At 36.9% G+C, this 23,084-nt stretch carries 28 protein-coding genes; 14 read left to right on the top strand and 14 right to left on the bottom strand.

Annotated features, from left to right (window positions below; genetic code table 11):
• Complete coding sequence (locus tag NYE61_RS07995) at positions 1 to 699, top strand: hypothetical protein (protein WP_095313654.1); 699 nt, start codon at positions 1 to 3, stop codon at positions 697 to 699.
• A gap of 367 nt (positions 700 to 1,066) precedes the next feature.
• Here NYE61_RS07995 and NYE61_RS07990 read toward each other — a convergent pair whose 3' ends face one another.
• The 6 genes from NYE61_RS07990 to NYE61_RS07965 all read right to left on the bottom strand — a co-directional run bounded on the left by NYE61_RS07990 (position 1,067) and on the right by NYE61_RS07965 (position 5,015).
• On the bottom strand, positions 1,067 to 1,834 hold the full coding sequence (locus NYE61_RS07990) for an ABC transporter permease subunit (RefSeq protein ID WP_339317270.1): 768 nt from the start codon (positions 1,832 to 1,834) through the stop codon (positions 1,067 to 1,069).
• An 8-nt stretch (positions 1,835 to 1,842) separates the two neighbouring features.
• Complete coding sequence (locus tag NYE61_RS07985) at positions 1,843 to 2,751, bottom strand: ABC transporter ATP-binding protein (protein WP_339317268.1); 909 nt, start codon at positions 2,749 to 2,751, stop codon at positions 1,843 to 1,845.
• Between the two features lie 3 nt (positions 2,752 to 2,754).
• Positions 2,755 to 2,955 carry a PLDc N-terminal domain-containing protein gene (locus NYE61_RS07980; protein ID WP_303447623.1) on the bottom strand — a complete coding sequence of 67 codons (201 nt, stop codon included), beginning with the start codon at positions 2,953 to 2,955 and terminating at the stop codon, positions 2,755 to 2,757.
• A 22-nt stretch (positions 2,956 to 2,977) separates the two neighbouring features.
• Positions 2,978 to 4,093, bottom strand: a complete 1,116-nt coding sequence (locus NYE61_RS07975; protein WP_339317266.1) for a DUF5808 domain-containing protein — start codon at positions 4,091 to 4,093, stop codon at positions 2,978 to 2,980.
• On the bottom strand, positions 4,090 to 4,488 hold the full coding sequence (locus tag NYE61_RS07970; protein ID WP_095313647.1) for a GntR family transcriptional regulator: 399 nt from the start codon (positions 4,486 to 4,488) through the stop codon (positions 4,090 to 4,092). The genes NYE61_RS07975 and NYE61_RS07970 overlap by 4 nt, the downstream gene beginning before the upstream one ends.
• 110 nt (positions 4,489 to 4,598) lie before the next feature.
• Positions 4,599 to 5,015: a helix-turn-helix transcriptional regulator gene (locus tag NYE61_RS07965; protein WP_158586312.1), complete on the bottom strand. Its 417-nt coding sequence runs from the start codon at positions 5,013 to 5,015 to the stop codon at positions 4,599 to 4,601.
• 157 nt (positions 5,016 to 5,172) lie between these two features.
• Between NYE61_RS07965 and NYE61_RS07960 the strand changes: the two genes are divergently transcribed.
• The gene (locus NYE61_RS07960; RefSeq protein WP_118890396.1) at positions 5,173 to 5,472 is read left to right on the top strand and encodes a hypothetical protein; all 300 of its coding nucleotides are present in this window, start codon (positions 5,173 to 5,175) and stop codon (positions 5,470 to 5,472) included.
• A 49-nt stretch (positions 5,473 to 5,521) separates the two neighbouring features.
• Here the strand turns inward: NYE61_RS07960 and NYE61_RS07955 are convergent, their stop codons facing one another.
• From NYE61_RS07955 to NYE61_RS07945, 3 genes are all read right to left on the bottom strand, one after another.
• Entirely contained in the window at positions 5,522 to 5,650 is a 129-nt protein-coding gene (locus NYE61_RS07955; RefSeq protein ID WP_095313642.1) for a YfhE family protein, read from the bottom strand.
• A 54-nt stretch (positions 5,651 to 5,704) separates the two neighbouring features.
• A complete protein-coding gene (locus NYE61_RS07950; protein ID WP_095313640.1) occupies positions 5,705 to 6,262 on the bottom strand; it encodes a GNAT family N-acetyltransferase in 558 nt (185 codons plus the stop codon).
• 359 nt (positions 6,263 to 6,621) lie between these two features.
• The gene (locus NYE61_RS07945; protein WP_303447619.1) at positions 6,622 to 7,512 is read right to left on the bottom strand and encodes a TIGR01777 family oxidoreductase; all 891 of its coding nucleotides are present in this window, start codon (positions 7,510 to 7,512) and stop codon (positions 6,622 to 6,624) included.
• A 165-nt stretch (positions 7,513 to 7,677) separates the two neighbouring features.
• Between NYE61_RS07945 and recX the strand changes: the two genes are divergently transcribed.
• On the top strand, positions 7,678 to 8,496 hold the full coding sequence (gene recX / locus NYE61_RS07940) for a recombination regulator RecX (RefSeq protein ID WP_303447618.1): 819 nt from the start codon (positions 7,678 to 7,680) through the stop codon (positions 8,494 to 8,496).
• A 108-nt stretch (positions 8,497 to 8,604) separates the two neighbouring features.
• Entirely contained in the window at positions 8,605 to 8,940 is a 336-nt protein-coding gene (locus tag NYE61_RS07935) for a YfhH family protein (RefSeq protein WP_095313634.1), read from the top strand.
• 128 nt (positions 8,941 to 9,068) lie between these two features.
• On the opposite strand, the gene NYE61_RS07930 is transcribed toward NYE61_RS07935, so the two are convergent.
• Positions 9,069 to 10,055, bottom strand: a complete 987-nt coding sequence (locus NYE61_RS07930) for a metal-dependent hydrolase (protein WP_095313633.1) — start codon at positions 10,053 to 10,055, stop codon at positions 9,069 to 9,071.
• An 87-nt stretch (positions 10,056 to 10,142) separates the two neighbouring features.
• Between NYE61_RS07930 and mutY the strand changes: the two genes are divergently transcribed.
• A complete protein-coding gene (mutY, locus tag NYE61_RS07925; protein WP_303447616.1) occupies positions 10,143 to 11,210 on the top strand; it encodes an A/G-specific adenine glycosylase in 1,068 nt (355 codons plus the stop codon).
• Positions 11,211 to 11,335: 125 nt separating this feature from the next.
• On the opposite strand, the gene NYE61_RS07920 is transcribed toward mutY, so the two are convergent.
• Positions 11,336 to 11,509, bottom strand: coding sequence for a hypothetical protein (locus NYE61_RS07920; RefSeq protein ID WP_168927301.1), 174 nt, complete (start codon positions 11,507 to 11,509; stop codon positions 11,336 to 11,338).
• 153 nt (positions 11,510 to 11,662) lie between these two features.
• Between NYE61_RS07920 and NYE61_RS07915 the strand changes: the two genes are divergently transcribed.
• The 3 genes from NYE61_RS07915 to NYE61_RS07905 all read left to right on the top strand — a co-directional run bounded on the left by NYE61_RS07915 (position 11,663) and on the right by NYE61_RS07905 (position 14,554).
• Positions 11,663 to 11,833, top strand: a complete 171-nt coding sequence (locus NYE61_RS07915; protein ID WP_095313629.1) for a gamma-type small acid-soluble spore protein — start codon at positions 11,663 to 11,665, stop codon at positions 11,831 to 11,833.
• Between the two features lie 203 nt (positions 11,834 to 12,036).
• Positions 12,037 to 12,564, top strand: a complete 528-nt coding sequence (locus NYE61_RS07910; RefSeq protein ID WP_095313627.1) for a DUF402 domain-containing protein — start codon at positions 12,037 to 12,039, stop codon at positions 12,562 to 12,564.
• Between the two features lie 226 nt (positions 12,565 to 12,790).
• On the top strand, positions 12,791 to 14,554 hold the full coding sequence (locus tag NYE61_RS07905; RefSeq protein WP_303447615.1) for an ABC transporter ATP-binding protein: 1,764 nt from the start codon (positions 12,791 to 12,793) through the stop codon (positions 14,552 to 14,554).
• Between the two features lie 76 nt (positions 14,555 to 14,630).
• On the opposite strand, the gene NYE61_RS07900 is transcribed toward NYE61_RS07905, so the two are convergent.
• Entirely contained in the window at positions 14,631 to 15,926 is a 1,296-nt protein-coding gene (locus NYE61_RS07900) for a glutamate-1-semialdehyde 2,1-aminomutase (protein ID WP_095313623.1), read from the bottom strand.
• A gap of 178 nt (positions 15,927 to 16,104) precedes the next feature.
• On the opposite strand from NYE61_RS07900, the gene NYE61_RS07895 reads away from it, so the two are divergent.
• The 5 genes from NYE61_RS07895 (at position 16,105) to perR (ending at position 19,498) form a co-directional block, all read left to right on the top strand.
• Entirely contained in the window at positions 16,105 to 16,539 is a 435-nt protein-coding gene (locus NYE61_RS07895; RefSeq protein ID WP_095313621.1) for an ion channel, read from the top strand.
• 60 nt (positions 16,540 to 16,599) lie between these two features.
• Positions 16,600 to 17,070, top strand: a complete 471-nt coding sequence (bcp, locus tag NYE61_RS07890) for a thioredoxin-dependent thiol peroxidase (protein WP_251661643.1) — start codon at positions 16,600 to 16,602, stop codon at positions 17,068 to 17,070.
• A 109-nt stretch (positions 17,071 to 17,179) separates the two neighbouring features.
• Positions 17,180 to 18,127 carry a D-2-hydroxyacid dehydrogenase gene (locus NYE61_RS07885; protein WP_303447612.1) on the top strand — a complete coding sequence of 316 codons (948 nt, stop codon included), beginning with the start codon at positions 17,180 to 17,182 and terminating at the stop codon, positions 18,125 to 18,127.
• A gap of 2 nt (positions 18,128 to 18,129) precedes the next feature.
• The gene (locus tag NYE61_RS07880; RefSeq protein ID WP_303447611.1) at positions 18,130 to 18,687 is read left to right on the top strand and encodes a cob(I)yrinic acid a,c-diamide adenosyltransferase; all 558 of its coding nucleotides are present in this window, start codon (positions 18,130 to 18,132) and stop codon (positions 18,685 to 18,687) included.
• Positions 18,688 to 19,054: 367 nt separating this feature from the next.
• Positions 19,055 to 19,498 (top strand): peroxide-responsive transcriptional repressor PerR, encoded by a 444-nt coding sequence (perR, locus tag NYE61_RS07875; RefSeq protein WP_095313614.1) that lies wholly within the window; start codon positions 19,055 to 19,057, stop codon positions 19,496 to 19,498.
• A gap of 67 nt (positions 19,499 to 19,565) precedes the next feature.
• Here the strand turns inward: perR and pabB are convergent, their stop codons facing one another.
• On the bottom strand, positions 19,566 to 21,296 hold the full coding sequence (pabB, locus tag NYE61_RS07870) for an aminodeoxychorismate synthase component I (RefSeq protein ID WP_303447610.1): 1,731 nt from the start codon (positions 21,294 to 21,296) through the stop codon (positions 19,566 to 19,568).
• A 95-nt stretch (positions 21,297 to 21,391) separates the two neighbouring features.
• The gene (locus NYE61_RS07865) at positions 21,392 to 21,769 is read right to left on the bottom strand and encodes a YgzB family protein (protein ID WP_303447609.1); all 378 of its coding nucleotides are present in this window, start codon (positions 21,767 to 21,769) and stop codon (positions 21,392 to 21,394) included.
• A 127-nt stretch (positions 21,770 to 21,896) separates the two neighbouring features.
• Here NYE61_RS07865 and NYE61_RS07860 point away from each other — a divergent pair, with 127 nt between their 5' ends.
• Positions 21,897 to 22,784, top strand: coding sequence for a nucleotidyltransferase-like protein (locus NYE61_RS07860; RefSeq protein ID WP_303447608.1), 888 nt, complete (start codon positions 21,897 to 21,899; stop codon positions 22,782 to 22,784).
• The last annotated feature ends 300 nt before the right edge of the window (positions 22,785 to 23,084 follow it).

The following is a 23,084-nucleotide window of genomic DNA, read 5'->3' as shown; positions in this document are numbered from 1 at the left end:
ATGGGCAGGCAGATAAATGGATTACTTTATTTCTTCATAACGGATATACGCTACTCACTGATGATTTTCTGGACAATTTTACTCGGTATACTAGGCGTTTCATTAACGATTTCTTACTTTTTACTTGGGGTGGAAGATGGTAGTCTCTACTTCATGTTTCAATTCATCTACGTATATTGTGGTATTTTAGGGTTTATTACAGTAAGAGAAAGTATTCCTTTTGCTCTAAAGATGGGCGCAACGAGAAAGAACTTATTTATAAGTCTTGGTCTGTTTTTTGCTGCAATAGCTTTAATGAAAGCAGTAATTGCAAATACGTTACACACGATTATTTTATATTTTACTGATGTAACAAATCTCCATACATTTGGTTTTATGCACGTGGCACAGCTCATGGAAGATACATGGGTTAATAGAGTAATTATTGATATGTCCGTAATGTTTCTTTTTCTAACTGTAATGTTCTTAACTGGTCTGATATTTTATAGATATGGACTGTTAGGGGGAGGAATTGTTGTCGGGATTGAAGTGATTATCTTATTTGTTGGGATTGCACAAGGTTGGTTAATTGACTTTTTTACCGATTTATTTTCAGATTTAAAGCTAACCTTGTTCCTGCAAATTTTCGGCATAGGCATTGTAATTTATCTCATTTCATTCTTATTGATACGAAGAGTAACAACTGTAAGTACAAAATAAAAAAAATAAAGGACTGGCTCGCCAGTCCTTTCTGCCCTGAATAAATTGCTACTGTCAAACCAATAGTACCATCGTGCATATCAATCAAATAAAGCACTACTCCGCTCAAATAAAGCACCATAACGTAGAATAAAGCACTACTCCGCTCAAATAAAGCACCATAACGTAGAATAAAGCACTACTCCGCTCAAATAAAGCACCATAACGTAGAATAAAGCACTACTCCGCTCAATTAAGACACCATTCCACAGAATAAAGCACTATCGCGAATGAAACTAGCACCATCCTCAAAATTAAAAGCATCATTTTGTTGAAAACCGACACCCATCGATCAATCCAATGGCACTTCCGTACACCTCTACAGCAATTAACCAGCCAATTCCTTCGCCTTAAACGTAAATATCGAAGCAACTAGCAAGATGAGGGAGAACGCAATCGTAATCGCCGAGGTTGCAACAAGATCAGATGAAACTTCACCAGCAATTACCATCTCATAAATATAGCTTGATAAATTATTCGGACTCCATTCAAGAATGTGCCCGAATATTTGTGTCACAATGCTCATTCCCATTATCGTCAAAATAGATAGAAATGCGACAAGGCCAGGAGTTTTTACTAATGTATTGTAAAAAATGACGATGGAAATGACAAAAGTAAGCCACAGTCCATAGAAAATAAAAATAAGCAAAAAACTTTTAAAAGAAAGATCACCATATAAAATATTCGTATAATACCAGCTTGCAAGTAAGCCAACGAACAGTGCAGCCCAAACAAGAGCAAGCAATGCTGCCCATTTAGCGGTAATATAGTTTCGATAGGAGACAGGCTTCACAAGTATTAATTCAGAAACACCGCTTTTTCGCTCACTCGCAATTGTCCCCATTGCCATCAGTACAATCACTAACACACCTAGGCTGCTTAACTGACTTAAACTCATCATCACAACGTCAGCTGGTGCAAATTCAGGGAGATTAATAATCGCTCCATCTGGTAAACCACCAACCGCTTCAATAATTTGCGGTAAATAATAATTAGAAATCGGATCTAAAATGGCAAGTAAAATCAATACTAATGGTACCCAAATCCATTTTTTATTACGCCAGTTTTCCATCATTTCCTTGTTAAAAAGTGTCATCCATTGCATCAGCTATTCACCACTTTCATAAACATATCCTCAAGTGAAGCGCGGTTAAGTTTAAAGTTTACGAGCTCCCAGTTTTCTTTTGCAGCAGTAGCAAGAATCTCCTGTCGTGCGATCGCAATATCTGTTGCATTAACTTGGAGAACGTTTCGTTCCACGTGACTACCTGAAACACTTTCTAGAGCATTTACTTTGGCTTGATAACTAGGCAAATCACTTTCGAATTCTAACGCAATCGTTGAGGTCTGGTATTTTTGCCGTAACATTGCCATCGACCCAGATTCTACAATATTTCCCTGATGTAAAAGTAATAACGCATCACTTACTTCATCTGCATCAGTTAAAATATGCGTAGAGAAAAGAATAGACATCTCTTTCTTTAATTCTTCCATTAATGTAAGAACCTCTCGACGACCAATTGGATCAAGTGATGAAACGGGTTCATCCAGTATTAGTAGCTTTGGTTTATGAATAATTGCTTGAGCAATTCCAAGGCGCTGCTTCATTCCACCAGAATATTTCCCAATTCGCATGTTCCTTGCATCGGCAATACCTACTTTCTCAAGTAGTATCTCTGCACGATTTTTTGCTTCCTTTTTTGAAAGAAAAGCGAGCTGTCCGCTATAAACTAAAAATTCCATACCTGTCATCCATGGATGGAATACAGGATATTGGGGCAGATACCCAATATATTTTCGAACATCATCGTTACTTGCCACATCAGAAATGCGAATGGTCCCTTCTGAAGGCTTTAGAAGCCCCGCAAGTGTGCGGAGAATTGTTGTTTTACCTGCGCCATTTGGTCCGATGAGTGCAATACACTTTTCATACTCAAATTCAAAGCTTATATTGTTAACTGCAGTCTTTCCATCGTAAGTTTTTGCTAGATTGTTAACGGTTAGCAAGGTCATCGATCACCGTCTCCTTCCGAAAATAAAGTAAATAATTGGGCCAATTGTGTTTAAAATAACGATAATAAAAAACCAAAGCCATCTCGCACCGCGAAAATCATCCGCTTTTGCCCAGTCAAGAATAGCAACAATCATTAAAATAACTTGAATGACGATAAAAGGAGCAACGATACTCCAATTAATAGATTCAATAATTGCTTGCATTAATTCACCTCCGATAGTTACATTAAGCTCCAAGCAAATAAGGGATAATAACTGCCAGCCCAATAATGCCTAAGAAAATAATCCAAGCGAGCGGCCGTGCCAAATTGATTGTCCAGCCGACACCAAATCGTTTTTCAAGAAAAAGTGAAGGGTCTTCCCGATTAAAATAAAATATCCCAAGCTTCCAATGTGCATCATCATCCCGATTCATTATTGCGCCATCGGTTGAAGCATTTGAATTATTTTTTATGCGGCTGCCACCTTGCCCAGTTGTAACCGAAAGTATGATAGCTCCTAATGTCAACGCGATACTGAAAGCAAGCGGAATAATAATTAACAACTGCTGATTTATTGGATAGATGAGAGACAATTGAATAAGCGAGAATAACAGTGTTAATGCAATCCCAGTAATAATAATGTAAGCAGACCATCTCCTCCTAAAAATAACATTCTTCCGCATTGATTCCTCAGGTGTGTCCGCATTAATTTGTTGTTTTGCTTTTGCAATCATGGTATTGATAAAGACAAAAAGCAGGGTTAAATATAATTGCATAATCGGTAAGATAAGAACAGAACGGTATGATTTTTCTGCCCAGTTCGTAACCTCTCCAGCAAAATTATATTGTAGTGGGATTCTATCTGGAATTTGGTGATACGATTGTAATGTCAGGACGATCAACCCGATTGTTGCTATAAAAGAAAGAAGAAACCATAAATTGGAATGATTAAGCTTTTGGGAGCGGAATTGGATGCTAACAAAAACCTGCTGTGATTTTTCTATACCCCATTGTTTCCTTTTCTTCAGCGATTTCATTTCACGATGAAAGGTTAAATAAATGATAAAAGAGCTAATAAGATATCCAAAGATTAGGACGCTGAATAATAAACTAAACATATTTTCGTCCAAGGTAATGGAAGCACCTATGGATAAAAATATTGCCGTTACAATGAATCCACTTATCCCAGTAATTCGCATATATCGTTTTCGCATTTGCTTTAATTCTACGCTTTGGTAAATTTCTTCTGGAATTGTTACCCCAAAGCTTTCTGTTTTACGCGTCCAGAAAGGGATAAACATAGTAGAAATAAATACCGGAATTAGAATAAGCAGAAATATAATAATCAGAAAACCATTCAATTCTTTTCACCTTCCTCTTCATTGAATAATTGAAACAGTTCTTTACTTAATTGACTAAACTCAACCTCGCTTAACCCTCGACATATGGAATCGGCTATAAGGGGACGGAGCTTAGCTTTTAGCTCTTGTCTATATTCCTCATCAGCCTGTGGAACCCCATCCGGATGAACAACGACACCTTTTTGTCGGTGAATCAAAATAAACCCGTCTTGTTTCAATTGCTGGTAAGCCTTATTAACTGTATGCAGGTTGATGCCAATATCTGCTGCTAATGATCGAACAGAAGGTAACGCATCTCCAGGTTGAAGCTGTTTTTTAGCTATTCCTTCAATAATTTGCTGCTGTAGCTGAATGTAAATCGGTTCACTGGATTCTAAATTTAAGTTTATAAACACATTCAATTAGCACCCTTTCTCTAATAGTTATATCTGTTATATAAGTAGTATAACAGATATAACTAAAAAAGTGCAATAAAAAAGAGACTGAATTCAAATTCTAGTCTCTTTTAAAGCTTTTCATACTGATCGATTAAATTACTGAATAGCTGTTGCACAGATAGTTGCTTTTTAATTGGCAACTTCTTTAGCTTATATATTTGTTCTTTAAACATGGGGTGTATCATGATGTATTCCATTAGTTCAACAATCTCATCATCAAAGGGTTTGTCTTTTGAACTATATATTCGTTTAAAGTCTTTTAATAAGTCATTACGAAACGAATAATTCCCTGTTAAATGATCAAGTGATACATCGAATACATTACTGAGCTTTATTAATGAAGCTATATCGGGAGTAGCTGTCGAGTTTTCCCATTTTGTAACGACAGAACGAGATATCATTAATTTATCTGCTAGCTCTTGTTGTGTCCAGTTATGCTGATCACGAAAAAATTTAATATTATATGCAATTTGTTCAAGACTCATTTTTATCACACTCTGCATTATAGATTAGGATTCCGTTCTTTACTTTTAAGCTAACTTTAATCCTATCACGGTTACGTGAGATAAGAGATGGATTCCTTGTTCGGTAATGTAACATATAGTAAAATGTTCCAAAGGGGAACAAAAGGGGGGGATAATCATGAATTTAGGCTGTATGATTTTGTATCATCCAATGATAACGAGTAAAACGAAAATAAAGCTAATACAAGCAATATTCCCGGTAGATACTATAGAAATACTGGAAGAAGAAAACAATACAGTCATTCTATATGCTTGGAATATAAAGCAAGAACAAATTTGGCAGGCGGTAGCTGAATTAGTTTCAACAGATATTATCTGCGGTTATGGCTTTGGCAGAAGAAAAAAGGAAGCAAAAAAAGAGGCGGTTAATAAGTTAAAAAAATGGATTGCGATGGATACAGAAGCAATAAAATATTAAATTGCACTAAGCTTCGTAACCCTTTTGAACAAAAAGGAAACCAAAGCAGTCAGCTTCGGTTTCCTCTTTGTGACAACTGTTTGTAAATACGGTCTGCATGCTTGAATTCCTTTTGGTACAGAACTTCTTGTGTTTTATTGAGAAACTTCTCACTTTGACCTGGTCTTAACCTTGGCATGGACATCCCTCACTTTACTACTAGGATGCCCAAAATGAATCAAAATATGCTTCCTTAGGAAACTTCTTCATCTGTAGATTCTGTTTCCATCGATCTGAATTGTTGATAAGACACATAATGATCTTTTGTAATGACGAATAAATCATATATGTCTTCTTCCGGATTAATTTGATTGTAAACATCAGAATAAATTTCATTAGCTAAAGCAACGTAGGGTAATTTTAAAACTGCCTTCATGGAACGTATATTTGTCTTTCTTACCTTCATAAAAATACCTTCAATATTATAGGTGAAGAATAATAAATCAAAGAATTGCTCTTTTGCTTGTTTATTATAACCTTTTCCGAAGTAGGGCTGGCCAATCCATGTTGCTAAAAACCCGTGATTATCCTGAATATCAAATAAATTGATTGTGCCGATTGGCTGTAAATATTCGTCGACAATGGTACGAGAAATGAGCTCGCCGTTTTCTTCGGCTTCGATTGTCATCTTCGTAAGGAAATAAAATTCATCGCTTGTTTCTGCTTTATGTCTAACATAGGGAAATACATCTGGATGTGACATCAGTTCAAAAAGTACTGGCACCTCATGCAAATCACGTATTTTCAACATAAAAAATACCCTCCTCATTCCAGGTGGGTATACTTGCTGACTTTCCAAAAGGAAATCCAGTAAGTAGCCCACCCTCGAATTTTTATTTTCGCGTTCAACAAAAATTCGGGGTGGGAATCGAACCCACTAGAACCAGTCAATGCTGGTGGCGCACCATTTGCCTTCCCTATTTAATTCAGTGTTGTATTACGATTTTATTCATCTCTTTCGTATTTTAATAGAGGCAGTAAGGCATTGTAGCATAACCAACCCAGGACCTTTTTGACCTCTTTTTAAACTCAATTTGATAAGGTTATTTTACAACCTTTTTCTTAAAAAGCAAATACTTTTTTTGTAAAAATTTTGTTCAGAAAAATTAACTATGATTTCTTCAGTTCTTTCAAGGCTTTTACTAACTCTGGATACTTAAACTCAAATCCATGATCCAATGCTTTTTGTGGTAACACATATTGACCCTTCGTAATTAGTTGCCCCATTTCTCCAATCGCAGCATGTATTAGTGTGGAAGGAGTTGTGGTCCAGTGTGGTCGCTTTAATACTTTTGCTAACGTACGCATGAAATCCTTGTTTCGCAATGGATGAGGCGCTGTTGTATTGACTGCCCCTTCCATTGACTTATTAAAGAGACAATAATCAATCAATCGAACAACATCTTCTATGTGAATCCATGACATCCATTGTTCACCGTTTCCAATTTTCCCTCCAGCAAATAATTTTACTGGAAGACTTATTAATGGCAGCGATCCTTCTTTACCAAGAATCACGCCAAATCTCGTGTAAACTGTACGAATTCCAAGAGTTTCTGCTTTTTTGGCAATCTGCTCCCATTCTACAACCACTTCAGCTAAGAAATCTTTTCCAGATTTTGCAGTAGCTTCCGTAAAAATAAGATCTTCAGAAATGCCATAATAGCCAACTGCCGATCCACTAATGAATACATTCGGCTTTATTTTCATCTGTTTCATTAATTGTATTAATACATTTGTCGTTTCTAACCTACTGTTCTTAATTTGATCTTTCTTCTTTTGTGACCAGTAACCAAAGAGAGATTCTCCTGCTAGGTTGATAACACCTTCAATAGGTGGTAAATTATCCACCGGATAATTATAATCTATGTAAGTAGTGGCCTTCGTGTTCATATGATCGAGAGGGGACCTTGTAAGTATATACGTATGATGTCCTTTCTTTTGAAGTGCTTGGCAAAGGTGTTTTCCGACAAATCCGGTTCCACCGCTAATTAAAAAATTCATATCCATCCTCCTAATCAAATTTTGTGTTATATGTTTAGTATATACGCTTCCGATAAAAATCTAAGTGTTTTGTTAAACAAATTTTAGAGGTTGTTCAAAACGAACTCTCAAGTCTTTTCCTTCCCCCTTATTATTCTGTTATGATAAGAGGAAGAGGTGGAATACGTGCGAAAAATAACGAAGATAACAACTCAAAAGAAACATAAAAATCGGTTCAATATCTTTTTAAATACGAAGCAAGGTGAAGAATATGGGTTTAGTGTAGATGAAGCGATATTAATTGAATATCGACTTCGTAAGGGTATGGAACTTGATGGCGAAATGATAGCTACGCTTGTTGAAAACGATACAGTTCATAAGTCATATACCCAGGTTATTCACTTTTTAAGCTATCGAATGCGTACAAAAAAAGAAATTAGGGATTACTTAGTAAAAAAAGAAGTAGATCCAGAGCATATCGAACAAATTATGAAGCGATTAATAAACGAGAAGTTAATTGATGATCAGCAATTTGCTCACTTTTTTGTCCAATCACGAATCAATACGACAACAAAAGGTCCTGTTTTAATCAAAAAGGAATTGATTGATAAAGGAGTTTTGGCGCAACAGGCTGAGCTTGCATTAGAAAATTATCCGCTGGACATCCAGCTTGAGAAAATAAAAAAGCATATCCAGAAAAAGCTAAATACTGGAAAAAAAGAAGCGTTTCGTAAAAAAATTCAGCAATTGCAAGTAAATCTCATTCAAAAAGGTTTTACACAGGATGCAATCACAAAAGCACTAGCAAGTATGGAAGAAGGGAAAGATCAGTCAGAGGAATGGGATGCACTCGTGTTTCAGGGGGAAAAGCTTTTACGTAAATATCAATCGAAGCATGAGGGATTTGCATTAAGGCAAAAAATGACAGAATCCTTGTACCGGAAAGGTTTTTCCTTCGATTTAATCAACCAATTTTTGGATGGAAAGAAGCAGGATTACCAGTAGTCATAGCTGCAATTCTGTAAATTAAATCAATCATGGGTGTTTAGCTATCTGAATGTGTTCCCATTCGTCCACACAATTGGTAAGATAGAATGGGAAGGGGAGAGAAGGATGAATTATCGATATAGCGATTATTCGATCGAACAGCTACATAGGGAAATTGGTGTTTTAAAAGAAAAAGCACAGAAAGCAGAACAATTAGGAAATATTTCAGAGGTGCAGATTAATGAGCGTAAAATGCAAGTTGCGCTTGCATATACGATGAATCCGGAAGATTTTCAGGCGAATGAAGTATATCAATTAAAAATGGAGCCTGGATTTACATTTAAAATTAGTTATATAAATGGTGTATTTGCATGGGGATACCGAATAAATTTACTTGAAGAAATGTACGAGCAGATAGAAGCATTGCCTATTTCGTTGTTAGGTAAAAAGGTAACAAAATAGAAAAAAACAGCAGGTAAGTGCCTGCTGTTTTTTCTGCGATTCTGTTCAAGGGTCCGTGGGGCACCCTTGTGCTGTTAGTTAACATTCAGCGGGAAAAAGAAATCAACCCCAGCGAATGAAGTTTTCCTTTACGTAGTTGGATCGCCGACATATAGTTTACTTTGCAGTTTGTGTTCTGAGAAGATCCATCCTGTATAGGAACTGATTATTTCCATATTCTCGTCAATTTTTACGACCGCTACAAAGGGGTAATACGTTTTAGAGCGGTAACGTAAATCGATGAAGCGAACTTCTGTAAAAGAATCGAAGTAATTAATTTCCCACCGGTAAACAGGAGAGAAGTTTAGAAAGGCTTCGATATTCTTATCTGTTTTCGCTACTTCGATTATTGGAGTTTCAGGTAAGGGAACCTTCCAGAATTCATCCACAATTTCAATATGCCGATTTTCAACAGTGCCTACATAAAATTTATCTTTCGTTGTAATTGCTACACGCCAATAATTTTGCTTCATCGTAGGAGATGTGGCAACTTCTACCGTATCTGGATAATATTCATGGATTTTTTTTACAATCTCTCTTTTGTCCATATACCGTTTAATGTAATATAATACAATCACAGTATAAATGGTAATCCATGTATAACCAGGATTAGCTCCTAGCGCCCAAGCACAGATACCAGCAACATTTAAGAAGAAAATATATGGATCAAAGGTATTAATAAAGCCCTTCGCAATCCATTTACTTGAAAAAGGCCTAAAAGCCTGTGTTCCATATGCATTAAATAGATCAACAAACACATGGATAATCACTGCCAAAAATGTCCATAGCCATAGATGCAAATAGCTAACCTGTGGTACGAACATATAGATAACACTGGACACCAATAGTCCCCAAAGAATGATTGCAGGTAAAGAATGTGATGCACCACGATGATGGCGTATATAGGTTGCATTATTTTTTAGTTTAAAAACTGTGTCAAAATCAGGGGCATGTGAACCAACCACTGTCCCGACTAATACTGCATGAAATAGTGTAGGATCACTTTGCACTACAGGGTCAAGTGTAGCTAAACCGCCCAGTGCAATCCCCATAACTATATGTGTGCCAGTATCCATATAATAAGGTCCTCCTTAGGATAGCCTTGAATACAAATTTGAAGATAATACTACCTAACATATTGTAACATAAAAGGAAGTGCCTTGATGACTAATAATATATTACAACATTTTAACATTGATCAATTTCAAGCAGATTTGCTGCACTGGTACAACGTAAGTAAACGGGATCTTCCATGGCGCAGAGAACGTGATCCATATAAAATTTGGGTTTCTGAAGTTATGCTGCAACAAACAAAGGTCGATACCGTTATTCCATATTTTAATCGTTTTATGGAGAAATATCCAACGGTTTACGAGCTTGCGAAAGCAGACCAGCAGGAAGTATTGAAAGCATGGGAGGGCTTAGGTTACTATTCCCGTGCGCGCAACCTTCAAAACGCAGTTCGTGAAGTCGTTTCTGAGTACGGAGGAGTAGTTCCCTCGAATCGTAAGGAACTTGGAGGATTAAAAGGGGTTGGTCCATATACGACAGGAGCTATCCTTTCTATCGCGTATAATCAACCTGAACCAGCGGTTGATGGAAATGTCATGCGAGTATTTTCACGTCTATTGAAAATTGAAGCGGATATCGCGATGCCACGAACAAAGAAACTGTTTGAGGATTATGTTCGGCAAGTAATTTCAACAGAGGATCCCTCATCCTTTAATCAGGCAATTATGGATCTAGGTGCCACAATTTGTACACCGAAATCCCCAACTTGCTTATTTTGTCCGGTACAAGATCATTGTCTTGCTTTTTCAGAAGGCATTCAAGAAGAGTTACCGATAAAAACAAAAGCAAAGAAACAAAAACCGATTGCGTATGTTGCATTGTTAATAAAAAATGACAAAGACGAATACGTTATTGAAAAACGCGGAGAAAATGGATTATTAGCAAATCTCTGGCAGTTCCCAATGGTACCGATTGAAGAGATCGGAATGGAGCATCTTGAAACCTGGGTTTATAGTGAGTATGGAATACGTATTCAGCTTGGTGAACGAAAAGGAAAATTGAAGCATGTATTCTCCCATATTATCTGGCAACTCGAGATATTTGAAGCATATACACTGCAAGCAGAAACAGATGATGAGCGAGTAATATTTATTGATAAAGAAGCTATTGGGAAGTACCCATTCCCTGTTTCGCATCAAAAAATGATGAAATATTTATAAATCCTTAAGACTTCCTTATGTATATTGGAAGTCCTGTTATGCAGAGAGTGAAGGTAAAACTTTCCTCTCTGCATAAGTGCAACTAAGATATTCGTCTAAATGCGTACCAACGAATGTCAAGTCTTCTAATCCGCCCGGTTGTAAATTTCTTTATTAATTTCATGCAGAATTGTTAAGCCCTCTGCATTAATGTAAGGTAAAATTTGTGAAAGTGCATGCTGAAAAAATTGTAATTCTTCATCCTGCCACCTTGTTTTGCTTATCATAGATAGTTCAGTGAAATCTCTAGGTGTTTGCATTGCGGCTACCTCCAATAATGAAGTGAAATGCATTCATAAATTGCGCCAAATCCAGATTATTATCCGCTGGTAGTTTTTTCATGAAAAATTTACAAATTTAATGGATAACAATTTGTTATGTGGTTAAATTAATCATTGTTGGAGGTGATACTGATGGCTAAAAAACCTAACAAAACTGCTGCTGGAACAAATGTTCAGCATGTAAAACAGCAGAATCAACAGGCTGCTCAAGGTCAAGGTCAATTCGGTACTGAATTTGCTTCTGAGACAGATGCTCAGCAAGTAAAGCAACAAAATCAACAGTCACAAGCAAAAAAGAAGTAAATATTTGTGTATGACAGTGAAGAAGAGTTTCCTATTAATTAGGAAGCTCTTTTTCATTGAATTCAATTCATCTTATCCCTAACTAATAACACATAAAAATTGCCCGAGCTTTCCATTTAGGATTCATAATACTTTATATTTAATTTGGTTAGCATTATAATGAATGATAATTGATGGCGGAAGAGCGGGGAAAGGAAGATAGGATGGTTACTCCGGGAGCAGGTTCAAAAATGCAGATACAGAGCTATAAACATAATGGACAGCTTCATCGGATCTGGGAGAACAGTACGGTATTAAAAGCTACAGAAACTATTGTAATTGGGGCGAATGACCGAACACAAGTTACGGAAAGTGATGGTCGCACCTGGGTCACAAGAGAACCAGCAATATGTTATTTTCATGCGAAGCATTGGTTTAATATCATCGGTATGCTGAGAGACGATGGTATTCACTACTATTGTAATATCAGTTCTCCATTTGTATACGATGATGAGGCATTGAAATATATCGATTATGATTTGGATGTGAAAGTATATCCAGATATGACATATGATCTTTTGGATGAGGATGAATATGAAGACCATCGCCAAAAGATGAATTACCCAGTTGTACTAGATCGAATTCTTCATAATAATATAGAATATTTATTGCGGTGGGTACGTCAACGAAAAGGTCCCTTTGCACCAGATTTTATTGATGGTTGGTATGAACGATACTTAACCTATCGGTGAGTAAGAAATATACATGAAATACAAAGGGACTTGTCCTTGTTACCTTATTTGTAACAAGGATTTTCTATTGGACTATAAGTGCAACTAAGTCATTCGCTGAAGGTTTGCACTTTAAAGTATAAGGTAAGGGATTCTAAGCAAGTAAAGAAGGCATTCTAAGAATCCCATTAACGAGTGCAAATTTTTTCTAAGCAAAAGATGAATTAAAAAGATTGGGAATGATAATATGAGCAGTGTAAAGCAATACATGAAATTTGTTGCCCCGTATAAGTGGAAAATACTTTGGACAATAGTCATCGGTATTATTAAATTTGGTATCCCATTATTAATGCCATTAATTTTAAAGTATGTAATTGATGATATCATCGTTGCAGAAAACATGAGTGATGCTGACAAAATAAGTAAATTGCTATGGGTAATGGGAATTGCCTTTGTAGTATTTTTATTATTACGGCCACCAGTTGAATACATTCGTCAATACCTTGGACAGTGGGTAGGCAATAAAGTCTTATATGATATTCGGGATAGACTTTTTGATCATATCCAGAAGCTAAGTTTGAAATTCTATTCTCAGACAAAAACTGGCGAAATTATTTCCCGGGTAATAAATGATGTCGAACAGACGAAGAATTTTGTCATTACAGGTCTAATGAACGTTTGGTTAGATTTAATAACGATACTCATTGCAATAGGTATTATGCTATCAATGGATATTGGATTAACCATTGTTTCGATTATATTGTTCCCATTCTTTGGGTTTGCGATTAAATACTTTTATGGGAGACTCAGGAAATTGACAAGGGACAGATCCCAGGCGTTAGCGGAAGTTCAAGGACATTTACATGAGCGTGTTCAAGGTGTACCTGTTACGAGAAGCTTTGCGTTAGAAGACTATGAACAAATACAATTTGTAGAGCGCAATGGGAATTTTCTTGATAAAGCGCTTGTTCATACAAACTGGAATGCCAAAACATTCGCTGTAACAAATACGATTACTGATCTTGCTCCGCTTTTAGTCATTGCTTTTGCGGGCTATCAAGTCATTATAGGTAATGTAACGATGGGAACAATGGTCGCTTTTGTTGGCTATTTGGAACGCGTATACAGTCCACTTCGGAGGTTAATTAATTCATCAACGACATTGGTTCAAGCAGTCGCTTCGATTGATCGTGTTTTTGAATTTATGAATGAGAAATATGACATTGTCGATAAGGAAAATGCGATTGATCCTGGAAGAGTTAATGGCGCTGTCGATTTTGAAAATGTTTCCTTCCAATATGACGAAGCGGAGCTAAAGGTGTTGAAAAACATCAATTTGCATGTCGAGGAAGGAGAAACGATTGCTTTTGTCGGGATGAGTGGTGGCGGGAAGTCTACCTTAATTAGTTTGATCCCAAGATTTTATGATGTTACGGATGGTTCGATTAAAGTCGATGGGATGGACATTCGTGATATGAAAGCAAGAGCACTTCGGAATAACATTGGAATGGTTTTACAAGACAATATTCTTTTTAGTGAATCCATCGCTATGAATATTCGAATGGGAAATCCGGACGCAACGGACGAAGAAGTAATTGCTGCTGCAAAGGCTGCTAATGCGCATGACTTTATTACGAACCTGCCAAATGGATATGACACGTTAGTAGGAGAACGCGGTGTAAAATTATCAGGTGGACAAAAGCAGCGGGTTGCCATTGCGCGCGTATTTCTCAAAAATCCACCGATTTTAATTTTTGATGAAGCAACCTCCGCGTTAGACTTGGAGAGCGAACATTTAATCCAGGAAACAATGGAAAAATTAGCAGCAGATCGTACAACCTTTATTGTTGCACATCGCCTTGCAACGATCACGCATGCCGATAGAATTGTTGTGATTGAAAACGGCGAAATTACAGAAGTCGGGTCTCACCAAGAATTGATGGAAAAACAAGGGGACTACCATCAGTTGTATCAAATTCAGAATTTGGATGAAGGAAGCAAGTCCAAATAAAGAAACAGATAGGAAAGCTTAACTTTCCTATCTGTTTTGTTATCTTAAAAAGAATTTGGGACAAACTACAGTGTTTTTATTTACCTGTCATGACACTAAAGGCGTGACTAACAGCGTCTATTGTTTGAGCAATATCAGATTCCTTATGCTCTGTTGTTAAGAACCATGCTTCATATTTTGATGGTGCTAGGTTAATTCCCTGGTTCAGCATTAGTTTAAAGAAGGTTGCAAACGCATCTCCATCTGTAGCTTCAGCTTGTTCATAATTCGTAATCTTTTCTTCACCAAAGTATACTGTCAGTGCTCCACGCAAACGATTGACTGTAATAGGCACACCATATTTTTCAGCTTGTTCTAAAATACCATTTTCCAGCATTTCTCCAAGCTGATCTAATTTTTCGTATACGCCATCCTGTTTCAAAACTTCTAAGCACGCAATACCAGAAGCCATTGATGCAGGATTACCAGCCATCGTTCCAGCTTGATATGCAGGTCCAAGTGGTGCAACTTGTTCCATAATATCTTTACGACCACCGTAGGCCCCAATAGGAAGTCCTCCACCAATGATTTTACCCATTGCTGTCATATCAGGTTCTACTCCATATAGCTGCTGTGCACTTCCATAGGTGAAACGAAAGGCAGTAATCACTTCATCATAAATAACAAGTGCTCCTGCTTCGTGTGTTAAATCATTAACAGCTTGTAAAAAGCCTTCATGTGGTTCGACAATTCCGAAGTTCCCTACAATTGGCTCAACTAATACAGCAGCAATTTGATCTCCCCATTTATCTAGTGCTTCCTTATAAGCATCTAAATCATTAAAGGGAACGGTAATGACGTCGGCAGCAGTTGATTTAGGAACTCCTGCTGAATCTGGAGTGCCAAGTGTAGATGGTCCTGAGCCAGCTTGTACGAGTACCGCATCAAAGTGTCCATGATAACAGCCCGCAAATTTAATAATTTTTGTTCTACCTGTATAAGCGCGAGCTACACGGATTGTAGTCATAACTGCTTCGGTTCCTGAATTGTTGAAACGAACCTTTTCCAGAGAAGGAATTGCTTCCTTTAACATTTTAGCAAATTGATTTTCTAATTTTGTCGGTGTACCATACAAGACACCAGTAGTCGCAGCGTGTGCAATAGCTTTAGCAATATGTGGGTGTGCATGACCAGTTATAATTGGGCCATAAGCTGCTAAATAATCTATGTACTTATTTCCGTCAACATCCCAAAAATAAGGACCTTGCCCACGTTCCATATATACAGGCGAGCCACCGCCTACCGCTTTAAATGCACGAGAAGGTGAATTAACTCCTCCAACAATATGTTCCAAAGCTTCTGTGTGAAGCTCTTCTGATTTTGTGAAATTCATTTCTGAAATCCTCCCTTGATTTCTCCGTACTGACATTAACTAATATAACATAAAATGGAATACAGAATGATTACGAAGTGGCGAACGTCAAATTTCACATTTTCGTTTTTTCTAAGACAAGCTTTTTCAGTATGAAGCATACATATATCATATAACAATTATAAATGAGGGGTCCTGAATGGTTATACCTTGGCTAGTTATGATTGGGATATGCCTTATCGTGATAAAAAGCTTCTTTGACTTTTTCCATGGGAAAAGCTTTGCTCAAGTTCTGGAAATGAAGGAGAGTCGGTTTTCGATAGAGATATTTATGGCATTACTCATTATTTATATCATTCTTATGTTTGGCTATGGCATGATTTATTTCATTTTATCTATTGAAGGAATTGTTCTCGTAGAAAACGGGGAGCTGCGGCAGGTAAGTATTATAGGATCTATTATCCATTCCGTTTATTTCAGTGGCGTTACATTACTTTCGGTTGGATATGGAGATATTACTCCAGTTGGAATTGGGAGATTCATTGCTTTAACACAAGCATTGATCGGATATATTTTACCGGCTGCATTTGTGGTTAGAGTGCTTCAATCTCGAGATAGAAGCAGGGATATATGAATCTATCAGCTTGATATGATATAGTTGCAATAGAATGTTTTAAGTTGGAGGGAAATTTTCATGACAATAGAGATTGGAAAAAAAGTAGAGGATTTCACGTTGCCAAGTCAATCTGGCGAGCAGGTGCATCTATCTGATTTCAAGGGTAAGCATGTGGTTTTATACTTTTATCCTAAGGATATGACACCAGGATGCACGACAGAGGCTTGTGATTTTCGCGATCAGCATGAGAGCTTTGCGGAATTAGACGCCGTAATTATTGGTATTAGTCCAGACCCGGCTGAAAGCCATCAGAAGTTCATTAATAAACATGAACTGCCATTTTTATTGTTAGCTGATGAAGACCATAAAATTGCAGAGATGTTTGATGTGTGGAAATTGAAGAAGAACTTCGGAAAAGAATATTACGGAATCGAACGCTCTACGTTCATCATTGATAAAGAAGGAAAACTCCAAAAGGAATTTCGAAAAGTAAGAGTCAAAGGGCATGTAGAAGAAGCGTTAGAATTTATAAAAGAAAATCTATCATAAAGCGTACGAAGGAAGCAGTCCAATTTTGGGCTGTTTTGCTTTATTGTTTTCAGTTTTAAAAAAAACAATTAGTATAGAAGAAAGGGGTTTTAGGGGGAGGGCTTTCGTAATGATTTTATTTTCAGCAAAAATATCAGGCAAGCATCAAGAAAAGTTAAAACAGGACTATTCCAATCAACATTTTTTATTCTCCGAAAGTGATGAGATGACGAAGAAATATTTAGCTGAGGCTGAGGTTCTTGTCACGTATGGTAGTGATGTTAATGTGCAGGTTATTCAACGTGCAGCCAGCCTTAAATGGATTATGGTTCTATCGGCTGGAGTAGATGAATTACCTGTTGAACTCATTAAGGAAAAAGAAATTATCGTAACGAATGCAAGAGGTATTCATAAGATACAAATGGCTGAATATGCTATATCAATGTTATTACAAGTTTATCGCCAGGAAAAAATATTGATGCAAAATGAAAAGGCCCATCGATGGGACAAATCTGTAAAAGTAAAAGAAATAACTGGAAGTACAATTGTTATTGCTGGAACTGGCGCAATCGGTCAAGAGGTTGCTCGTCTTGCAAAAGCTTTTCAAATGAAAACGATTGGTGTATCCAGAAGTGGAAAAAATGTAGCGTATTTTGATGAAAATGTTACAAATGATAAGCTTAAGCATGTGTTAGCTGAAGCAGATTTCCTTGTATCAGTACTACCGAGAACAAAAGAGACAAGCGGATTTTTTACGGATAATCATTTTAATGCAATGCCAAATCATGGCGTGTTTTTAAATATGGGACGAGGTGACGCAGTTAGCAGTGAAGTGATTCTTAAAGCTGTACAAGAAAATGAAATTGCTCACGCGATTTTGGATGTAACGGAGCAAGAGCCATTACCGAAAGACCATCCATTTTGGTCAGAGGATAACATTACAATCACCCCTCATATATCAGGTCTTTCACCAGATTATGTAACACGGGCATTAGAGATTTTTACAAAAAATCTTGACCAGTATATAACTGGTGCGGGCGATTATACGAATAAAATCGATTTATCTAGGGGGTATTAGCAATGCGAATTTATACGCGTGCTGGTGATAAAGGACAAACGTCATTAGTTTATGGCGAACGTGTACCAAAAAATCATTTACGTGTAGAGGCGTATGGAACATGTGATGAAGCAAATTCTATAATTGGTCTTGCGCTAAGTTTTCTCAATCAGGAAGACTGGAATGAGAAAGAGCAGTTCTTAGAGCAGATGCATCGTGTACAGACGATTCTATTTCATGTAGGGGCTGAGCTCTCTACGCCAGCTGATAAAGAGGTAAACTGGAAATTAAAGCAGGAACATATTCAAGAGATGGAGGACCAAATTGACAATTGGGATGGTCAATTAGATCCACTGAGAAACTTTATCCTTCCGTCTGGTCATAGTGCTTCAAGCGCCTTGCATACTGCGAGAACGGTTGTTAGAAGAGCAGAACGTATCGTGGTTGGTCTAGGTGATGAATTGAAAAATGATCTTGTATTATCCTATTTAAATCGATTATCCGATTTTCTATTTGTTGCAGCTAGATATGTTAATAAGAAGCTAGGTGGCGATGAATTACCGTTAAAGGTAGATATTTAATTCAATTTGTATAATATACTTATGGTATGTGTTCGAAAAGGAGGATAAGAAGGACCAAGGTCGTCTAAGATCGCAACGTCCTTTTGCGACGCCGACACTAGCACGTCCTGTGCGTCGAAGTTCGAGGCGGCGTAAGCTCCCCGTACCGGGCTTCCGCAGGATGTGGTGAATTCGACGTTCGACACAGGACGTGTCGGTACTTAGTCGAAGGTCTACTGCTCTCGATGTGTCATTTTTACCGGACTTTTTTGAACAACCTCTAATATTGACAGAACACTAGGTAAGCAGTTACACTAATTATAAAGATTACAATCTAATAACGTTGTTAATTGAATATATTATTAATTTGAAAGTGAGGTGTTTGGCGGTGTCTGAAAAGCGGCTACGGAAAGCAATTGATACATTAAAAGAATCAGGCGTCCGTATCACACCACAGCGGCACGCAGTTCTAGAGTACTTGCTTAACACGATGGTTCATCCAACAGCAGATGATATATATAAAGCGTTGGAAGGGAAATTCCCTAACATGAGTGTGGCAACTGTTTATAATAACCTCCGTGTGCTTAGAGAAGTAGGGTTAGTTCGTGAATTAACCTACGGAGATTCATCAAGCAGGTTTGACTGCAATACTTCTGATCATTATCATATTATTTGCGAAGCGTGTGGAAAAATTGTTGATTTTCATTATCCATCATTAGATGAAGTAGAATCCCTAGCTGAACAGGTAACTGGATTTGAAGTAAGTCATCATCGACTTGAAGTTTACGGGAAGTGCCCTGGTTGTCAAGGAATGCTAACACAAAAACACTAATTGCTAAAAGCCAATTGTAAGATTAACTTACAATTGGCTTTTATTATGGCTCTAATATTATTTATCATTATAATAGATGAACAAGCATCCATTTTCTTACACTATTAATGAGCCACATTTTAGATATACTACTGAGTTCCCCAACTAGTAACTTTCTTTCTAAAATAATTCTCTCATTAAGTAATACTTCCCTGTACGTGCCAGCAAGTAAGCCTGAACTTAATGGTGGTGTATATAATTTGCCCTCTATCTCTACTACAATATTACCTGTCGTAAATTCTGTAATTTCATCCTCCTGATTCCACATTAGAACGTCGAATACTTCAGGGTGTCGTTGTTTCACTTTTTCATAAATGTTTCTGTTCGTTGTTTTATAATGCAGAAAAGGGTTTTCCTTATCTACTGCATGATGAGCTAGCTTGACTGGAACAGAATCGGTAAGTTCAGTTATTTCCTTTCCTTCTATTGTAATTTGCCCATCACGATCGGAAAGTAGTCGGACCTTCCATTTTCCGTGTTGGTGGGCAATTGCAAAATCCTGAAGTTTCTCTTTTGCGCTTGCTATGTCTACATGATAGTTAAAATAAGAAGCACTCTTATTCAATCGGTTTAAGTGATTTTGTGAAATGAAATAGACTCCGTCTTCAAGCCCAATTGTTTCTAATAATTGAAACTGCATCGGCGAGACGGCTAATACTTTTGCTTTTGTTAGTGCTTCCTTGTATTCATCCTGATCATTTGAATCCCAAGTAATCCCGCCGCCAATTCCGTACGTTGCATCACCACTATGATTATCGATCATTACTGTTCGTATTGGTACGTTAAAAATAGCCTCCTTGTCAGGAGTTATGTAACCAATCGTTCCACAATACACTTCCCGTGGAGTAGGTTCAAGCCGATTAATTATATTCATTGTACTTATTTTAGGTGCTCCTGTAATGGAGCCACAAGGAAATAACGCGGTGAATATATCGGCAATTGTTTTTTCTTTTGAAATCTCTGCAGTTACTGTGGAAGTCATCTGATAGACTGTTGGGTATTCCTCGATGGAATATAGCTTCGGTACCTTTACACTGTTTGGCTTTGCTATCATTCCTAAATCATTTCGCAGCAGATCGACAATCATCACATTTTCAGCGCGGTTTTTCTTCGAATGATAAAGCCAATTTGCATTTGACTGGTCCTCTTCTGAAGTAGTTCCTCTCTCAATCGTACCTTTCATCGGCTTAGTAGTAAGCTTACCTTCTTTTAAGTGAAAGAATAATTCGGGTGAAGCAGAAACGATTGTAAAATCACCAATGTTTAAATAGGCACTGTAATCTGCTGCTTGAGCATTGGCTAGTTGATTGTAGTATGCAACAGAATCGCCGGAAAACTGGGCCAGCATACGAATGGTATAGTTAACTTGATAGGTAATGCCCTTTTTAATGTAATTTTTAATTTGCCCGATACAATTGTTATAATCGAATAAAGTAGTTTGAGCTTTCCATTCGGAAGTATGAAATTCTTGAACGGATTGAAGTCGCTTCTTCTCCGGCTTCTCATAAATTCCGAACCAAAGAAGTGGCATGACTGGGTTAGAATGAACTTTTAAAGCTTTTTCAAATGCAGGAGCAGCTTCATAGGAAAGATATCCTGCTGCATAGTAGCCTTTGCTCGTTTCTGCTTCAATTTCATTTAATAAAGGAATCACTTCGTCTATTTTAGTAGTGGAAAAAATTTTGATCGGATCTTTAAAAAGAAAGGGACTATTTTTTCTCGTTTCACTTATAAAATCAAAATGCAATAGGGGTTCCATTGAAATATCTTTCCCTTCGTTAGATCGTTGATATGCAATGTTGTCTGTCGGTAAAAAAATCCGTCGATTTCGACGGATTTAGTGCGTGCAGTAATTTAACGTTTCTTTTGTGATTTTGCATAGCTACGTTTATTATATTTTTCATCGAATGCTTCACCTTCTAGGTTCTTATCCATGGTCAATGGTTGTTTGCAATGCATACAAGCATCAACACGACCTAACATCTTGGTTGGCTTGTCACAGCTTGGACATACAACAGGTACCGCCTTAAGGGATAGAGTTCCTATCCAGACATAGACAACACAACTGAAAACAACCATCAGTAATCCTAATATAAAAAATATAACCATTAACCACTCAATATTTTTAGTGAGAATACCTGCGTACATTAACAGAATACCTGCAAAAACTAGAATCAGCGCGAACGTACGAATCTTATTTATTTTACTTGAATATACCAATTGTTGTGCCATGTTTTTCCCCCTTATTTTACAACTGTAGTATAGCATAAAAACTAAAAAAATTAATTATGAAAAAGGTTTTTCAATCAAATGTAACGAATTACTCTAAATAGAAATCGAAAATGGAGGAAACCGTAGAATGGAAAATTCGCTGAGACCTATATATCAAGAACATGCAAGTAATCCCAATACATTGGGGATATTATTAATAGAGAAGATTCAACATGACAGTCCAGTTACCGACGAATTCGATGTTATTCTACTTATTATCGTGGATCAATATGAGCAAAACTGGTATGTGAAGCATTATGAAATAGAAGGAAAAACAGCGGCGCTGCATATTGTCCGTATGGATGTTTTGGTGGAATGGATTGATACAAGTGGCTATCGAAGAGCAGTTGAATGGATTATTCTGGGGAAACCCGTATTTGATAGAAATGAATACATTGCTCGGTTAAAGGAACAACTACGAGATTTCCCTAAAGAGAAACGAGATTTAAGGAAAATGATTGATTTCGGCAAATTAGTTAAAAGCTATAGTGAAGCTAAGGCTCTTTATGAAACAGGGGAATTTAATGATGCACATAGTAAAATACTTAATTCCCTTCACTATTTAGCAAGATTGGCTGTAATAGAAAAAGGCTATTATCCCGAAGTAACTGTTTGGAGCCAAGTAAAGAAAATTGATTCCGAGGTATATAAATTATATGAAGTTTTCATTGAGAGTAATGAAGCAGTATATAAACGAATTGAATTAATGATAATAGGTATGGACTTCGTGATACATAATCGTGCCATGATATCAGCTAAGCATTTGTTAGATATTATGAAAACAAAGGAGAGTGCTTGGTCATATGCTGAGATAAAAAGTCATGTTATGATCCAACCATATAGATTAGACTTAAGTGCGATCCTTTCTTACCTTGTTGAGAAAAATATAATTAACGTTGTTCTCGAGCAGACAAAAGGACATGCTGTATATCAAAGAAAATATATTTTAACCGATGAAGTAACACATAATAATTAATTTGCATATGTAATAAGAGTGGGCGGGAAATAGCGTAGAACCTAATAATCCGTCCCTTTCTTGAAACAATTGTTAAGTAACAGATATTTTTTTGTAAAATAACCGTTGACTTTAATATAGAGCCGTGATAAAGTTAAATCCGTCGCAAAAATCCACTAAAGATTAGCGGCAAAAATTTAAAATTAATTGTTGACACAACGTTAACAGTTATGTTATATTAGAAAAGTCGCTGCTAAACAACGCGACAAACAAATTTGCTCTTTGAAAACTGAACAAAACAACCAGTATGTCAAGAAAAAG

The organism is Oceanobacillus sp. FSL W7-1304 (genome assembly GCF_037969805.1).
GTDB lineage: Bacteria > Bacillota > Bacilli > Bacillales > Amphibacillaceae > Oceanobacillus > Oceanobacillus profundus.
The sequence above is the reverse complement of the archived record's forward strand: the minus strand, read 5'-3'. Positions and strand labels throughout refer to the sequence as shown.

Bases quoted from the DNA above. Each gene is read 5' to 3' on its own strand.
- NYE61_RS07910 (WP_095313627.1), top strand. From the start codon at position 12,037: ATGGTTACTCCGGGAGCAGGTTCAAAAATGCAGATACAGAGCTATAAA.
- NYE61_RS07880 (WP_303447611.1), top strand. From the start codon at position 18,130: ATGCGAATTTATACGCGTGCTGGTGATAAAGGACAAACGTCATTAGTT.
- pabB (WP_303447610.1), bottom strand. From the start codon at position 21,296: ATGGAACCCCTATTGCATTTTGATTTTATAAGTGAAACGAGAAAAAAT.
- NYE61_RS07935 (WP_095313634.1), top strand. From the start codon at position 8,605: ATGAATTATCGATATAGCGATTATTCGATCGAACAGCTACATAGGGAA.
- bcp (WP_251661643.1), top strand. From the start codon at position 16,600: ATGACAATAGAGATTGGAAAAAAAGTAGAGGATTTCACGTTGCCAAGT.
- mutY (WP_303447616.1), top strand. From the start codon at position 10,143: ATGACTAATAATATATTACAACATTTTAACATTGATCAATTTCAAGCA.
- NYE61_RS07985 (WP_339317268.1), bottom strand. From the start codon at position 2,751: ATGACCTTGCTAACCGTTAACAATCTAGCAAAAACTTACGATGGAAAG.
- NYE61_RS07915 (WP_095313629.1), top strand. From the start codon at position 11,663: ATGGCTAAAAAACCTAACAAAACTGCTGCTGGAACAAATGTTCAGCAT.
- NYE61_RS07920 (WP_168927301.1), bottom strand. From the start codon at position 11,509: ATGCAAACACCTAGAGATTTCACTGAACTATCTATGATAAGCAAAACA.
- NYE61_RS07955 (WP_095313642.1), bottom strand. From the start codon at position 5,650: ATGCCAAGGTTAAGACCAGGTCAAAGTGAGAAGTTTCTCAATAAAACA.
- NYE61_RS07945 (WP_303447619.1), bottom strand. From the start codon at position 7,512: ATGAATTTTTTAATTAGCGGTGGAACCGGATTTGTCGGAAAACACCTT.
- NYE61_RS07905 (WP_303447615.1), top strand. From the start codon at position 12,791: ATGAGCAGTGTAAAGCAATACATGAAATTTGTTGCCCCGTATAAGTGG.
- NYE61_RS07930 (WP_095313633.1), bottom strand. From the start codon at position 10,055: ATGGATACTGGCACACATATAGTTATGGGGATTGCACTGGGCGGTTTA.
- NYE61_RS07895 (WP_095313621.1), top strand. From the start codon at position 16,105: ATGGTTATACCTTGGCTAGTTATGATTGGGATATGCCTTATCGTGATA.
- NYE61_RS07860 (WP_303447608.1), top strand. From the start codon at position 21,897: ATGGAAAATTCGCTGAGACCTATATATCAAGAACATGCAAGTAATCCC.
- NYE61_RS07900 (WP_095313623.1), bottom strand. From the start codon at position 15,926: ATGAATTTCACAAAATCAGAAGAGCTTCACACAGAAGCTTTGGAACAT.
- NYE61_RS07865 (WP_303447609.1), bottom strand. From the start codon at position 21,769: ATGGCACAACAATTGGTATATTCAAGTAAAATAAATAAGATTCGTACG.
- NYE61_RS07885 (WP_303447612.1), top strand. From the start codon at position 17,180: ATGATTTTATTTTCAGCAAAAATATCAGGCAAGCATCAAGAAAAGTTA.
- NYE61_RS07965 (WP_158586312.1), bottom strand. From the start codon at position 5,015: ATGAGTCTTGAACAAATTGCATATAATATTAAATTTTTTCGTGATCAG.
- NYE61_RS07950 (WP_095313640.1), bottom strand. From the start codon at position 6,262: ATGTTGAAAATACGTGATTTGCATGAGGTGCCAGTACTTTTTGAACTG.
- NYE61_RS07980 (WP_303447623.1), bottom strand. From the start codon at position 2,955: ATGCAAGCAATTATTGAATCTATTAATTGGAGTATCGTTGCTCCTTTT.
- NYE61_RS07960 (WP_118890396.1), top strand. From the start codon at position 5,173: ATGAATTTAGGCTGTATGATTTTGTATCATCCAATGATAACGAGTAAA.
- NYE61_RS07990 (WP_339317270.1), bottom strand. From the start codon at position 1,834: ATGACACTTTTTAACAAGGAAATGATGGAAAACTGGCGTAATAAAAAA.
- NYE61_RS07995 (WP_095313654.1), top strand. From the start codon at position 1: ATGGGCAGGCAGATAAATGGATTACTTTATTTCTTCATAACGGATATA.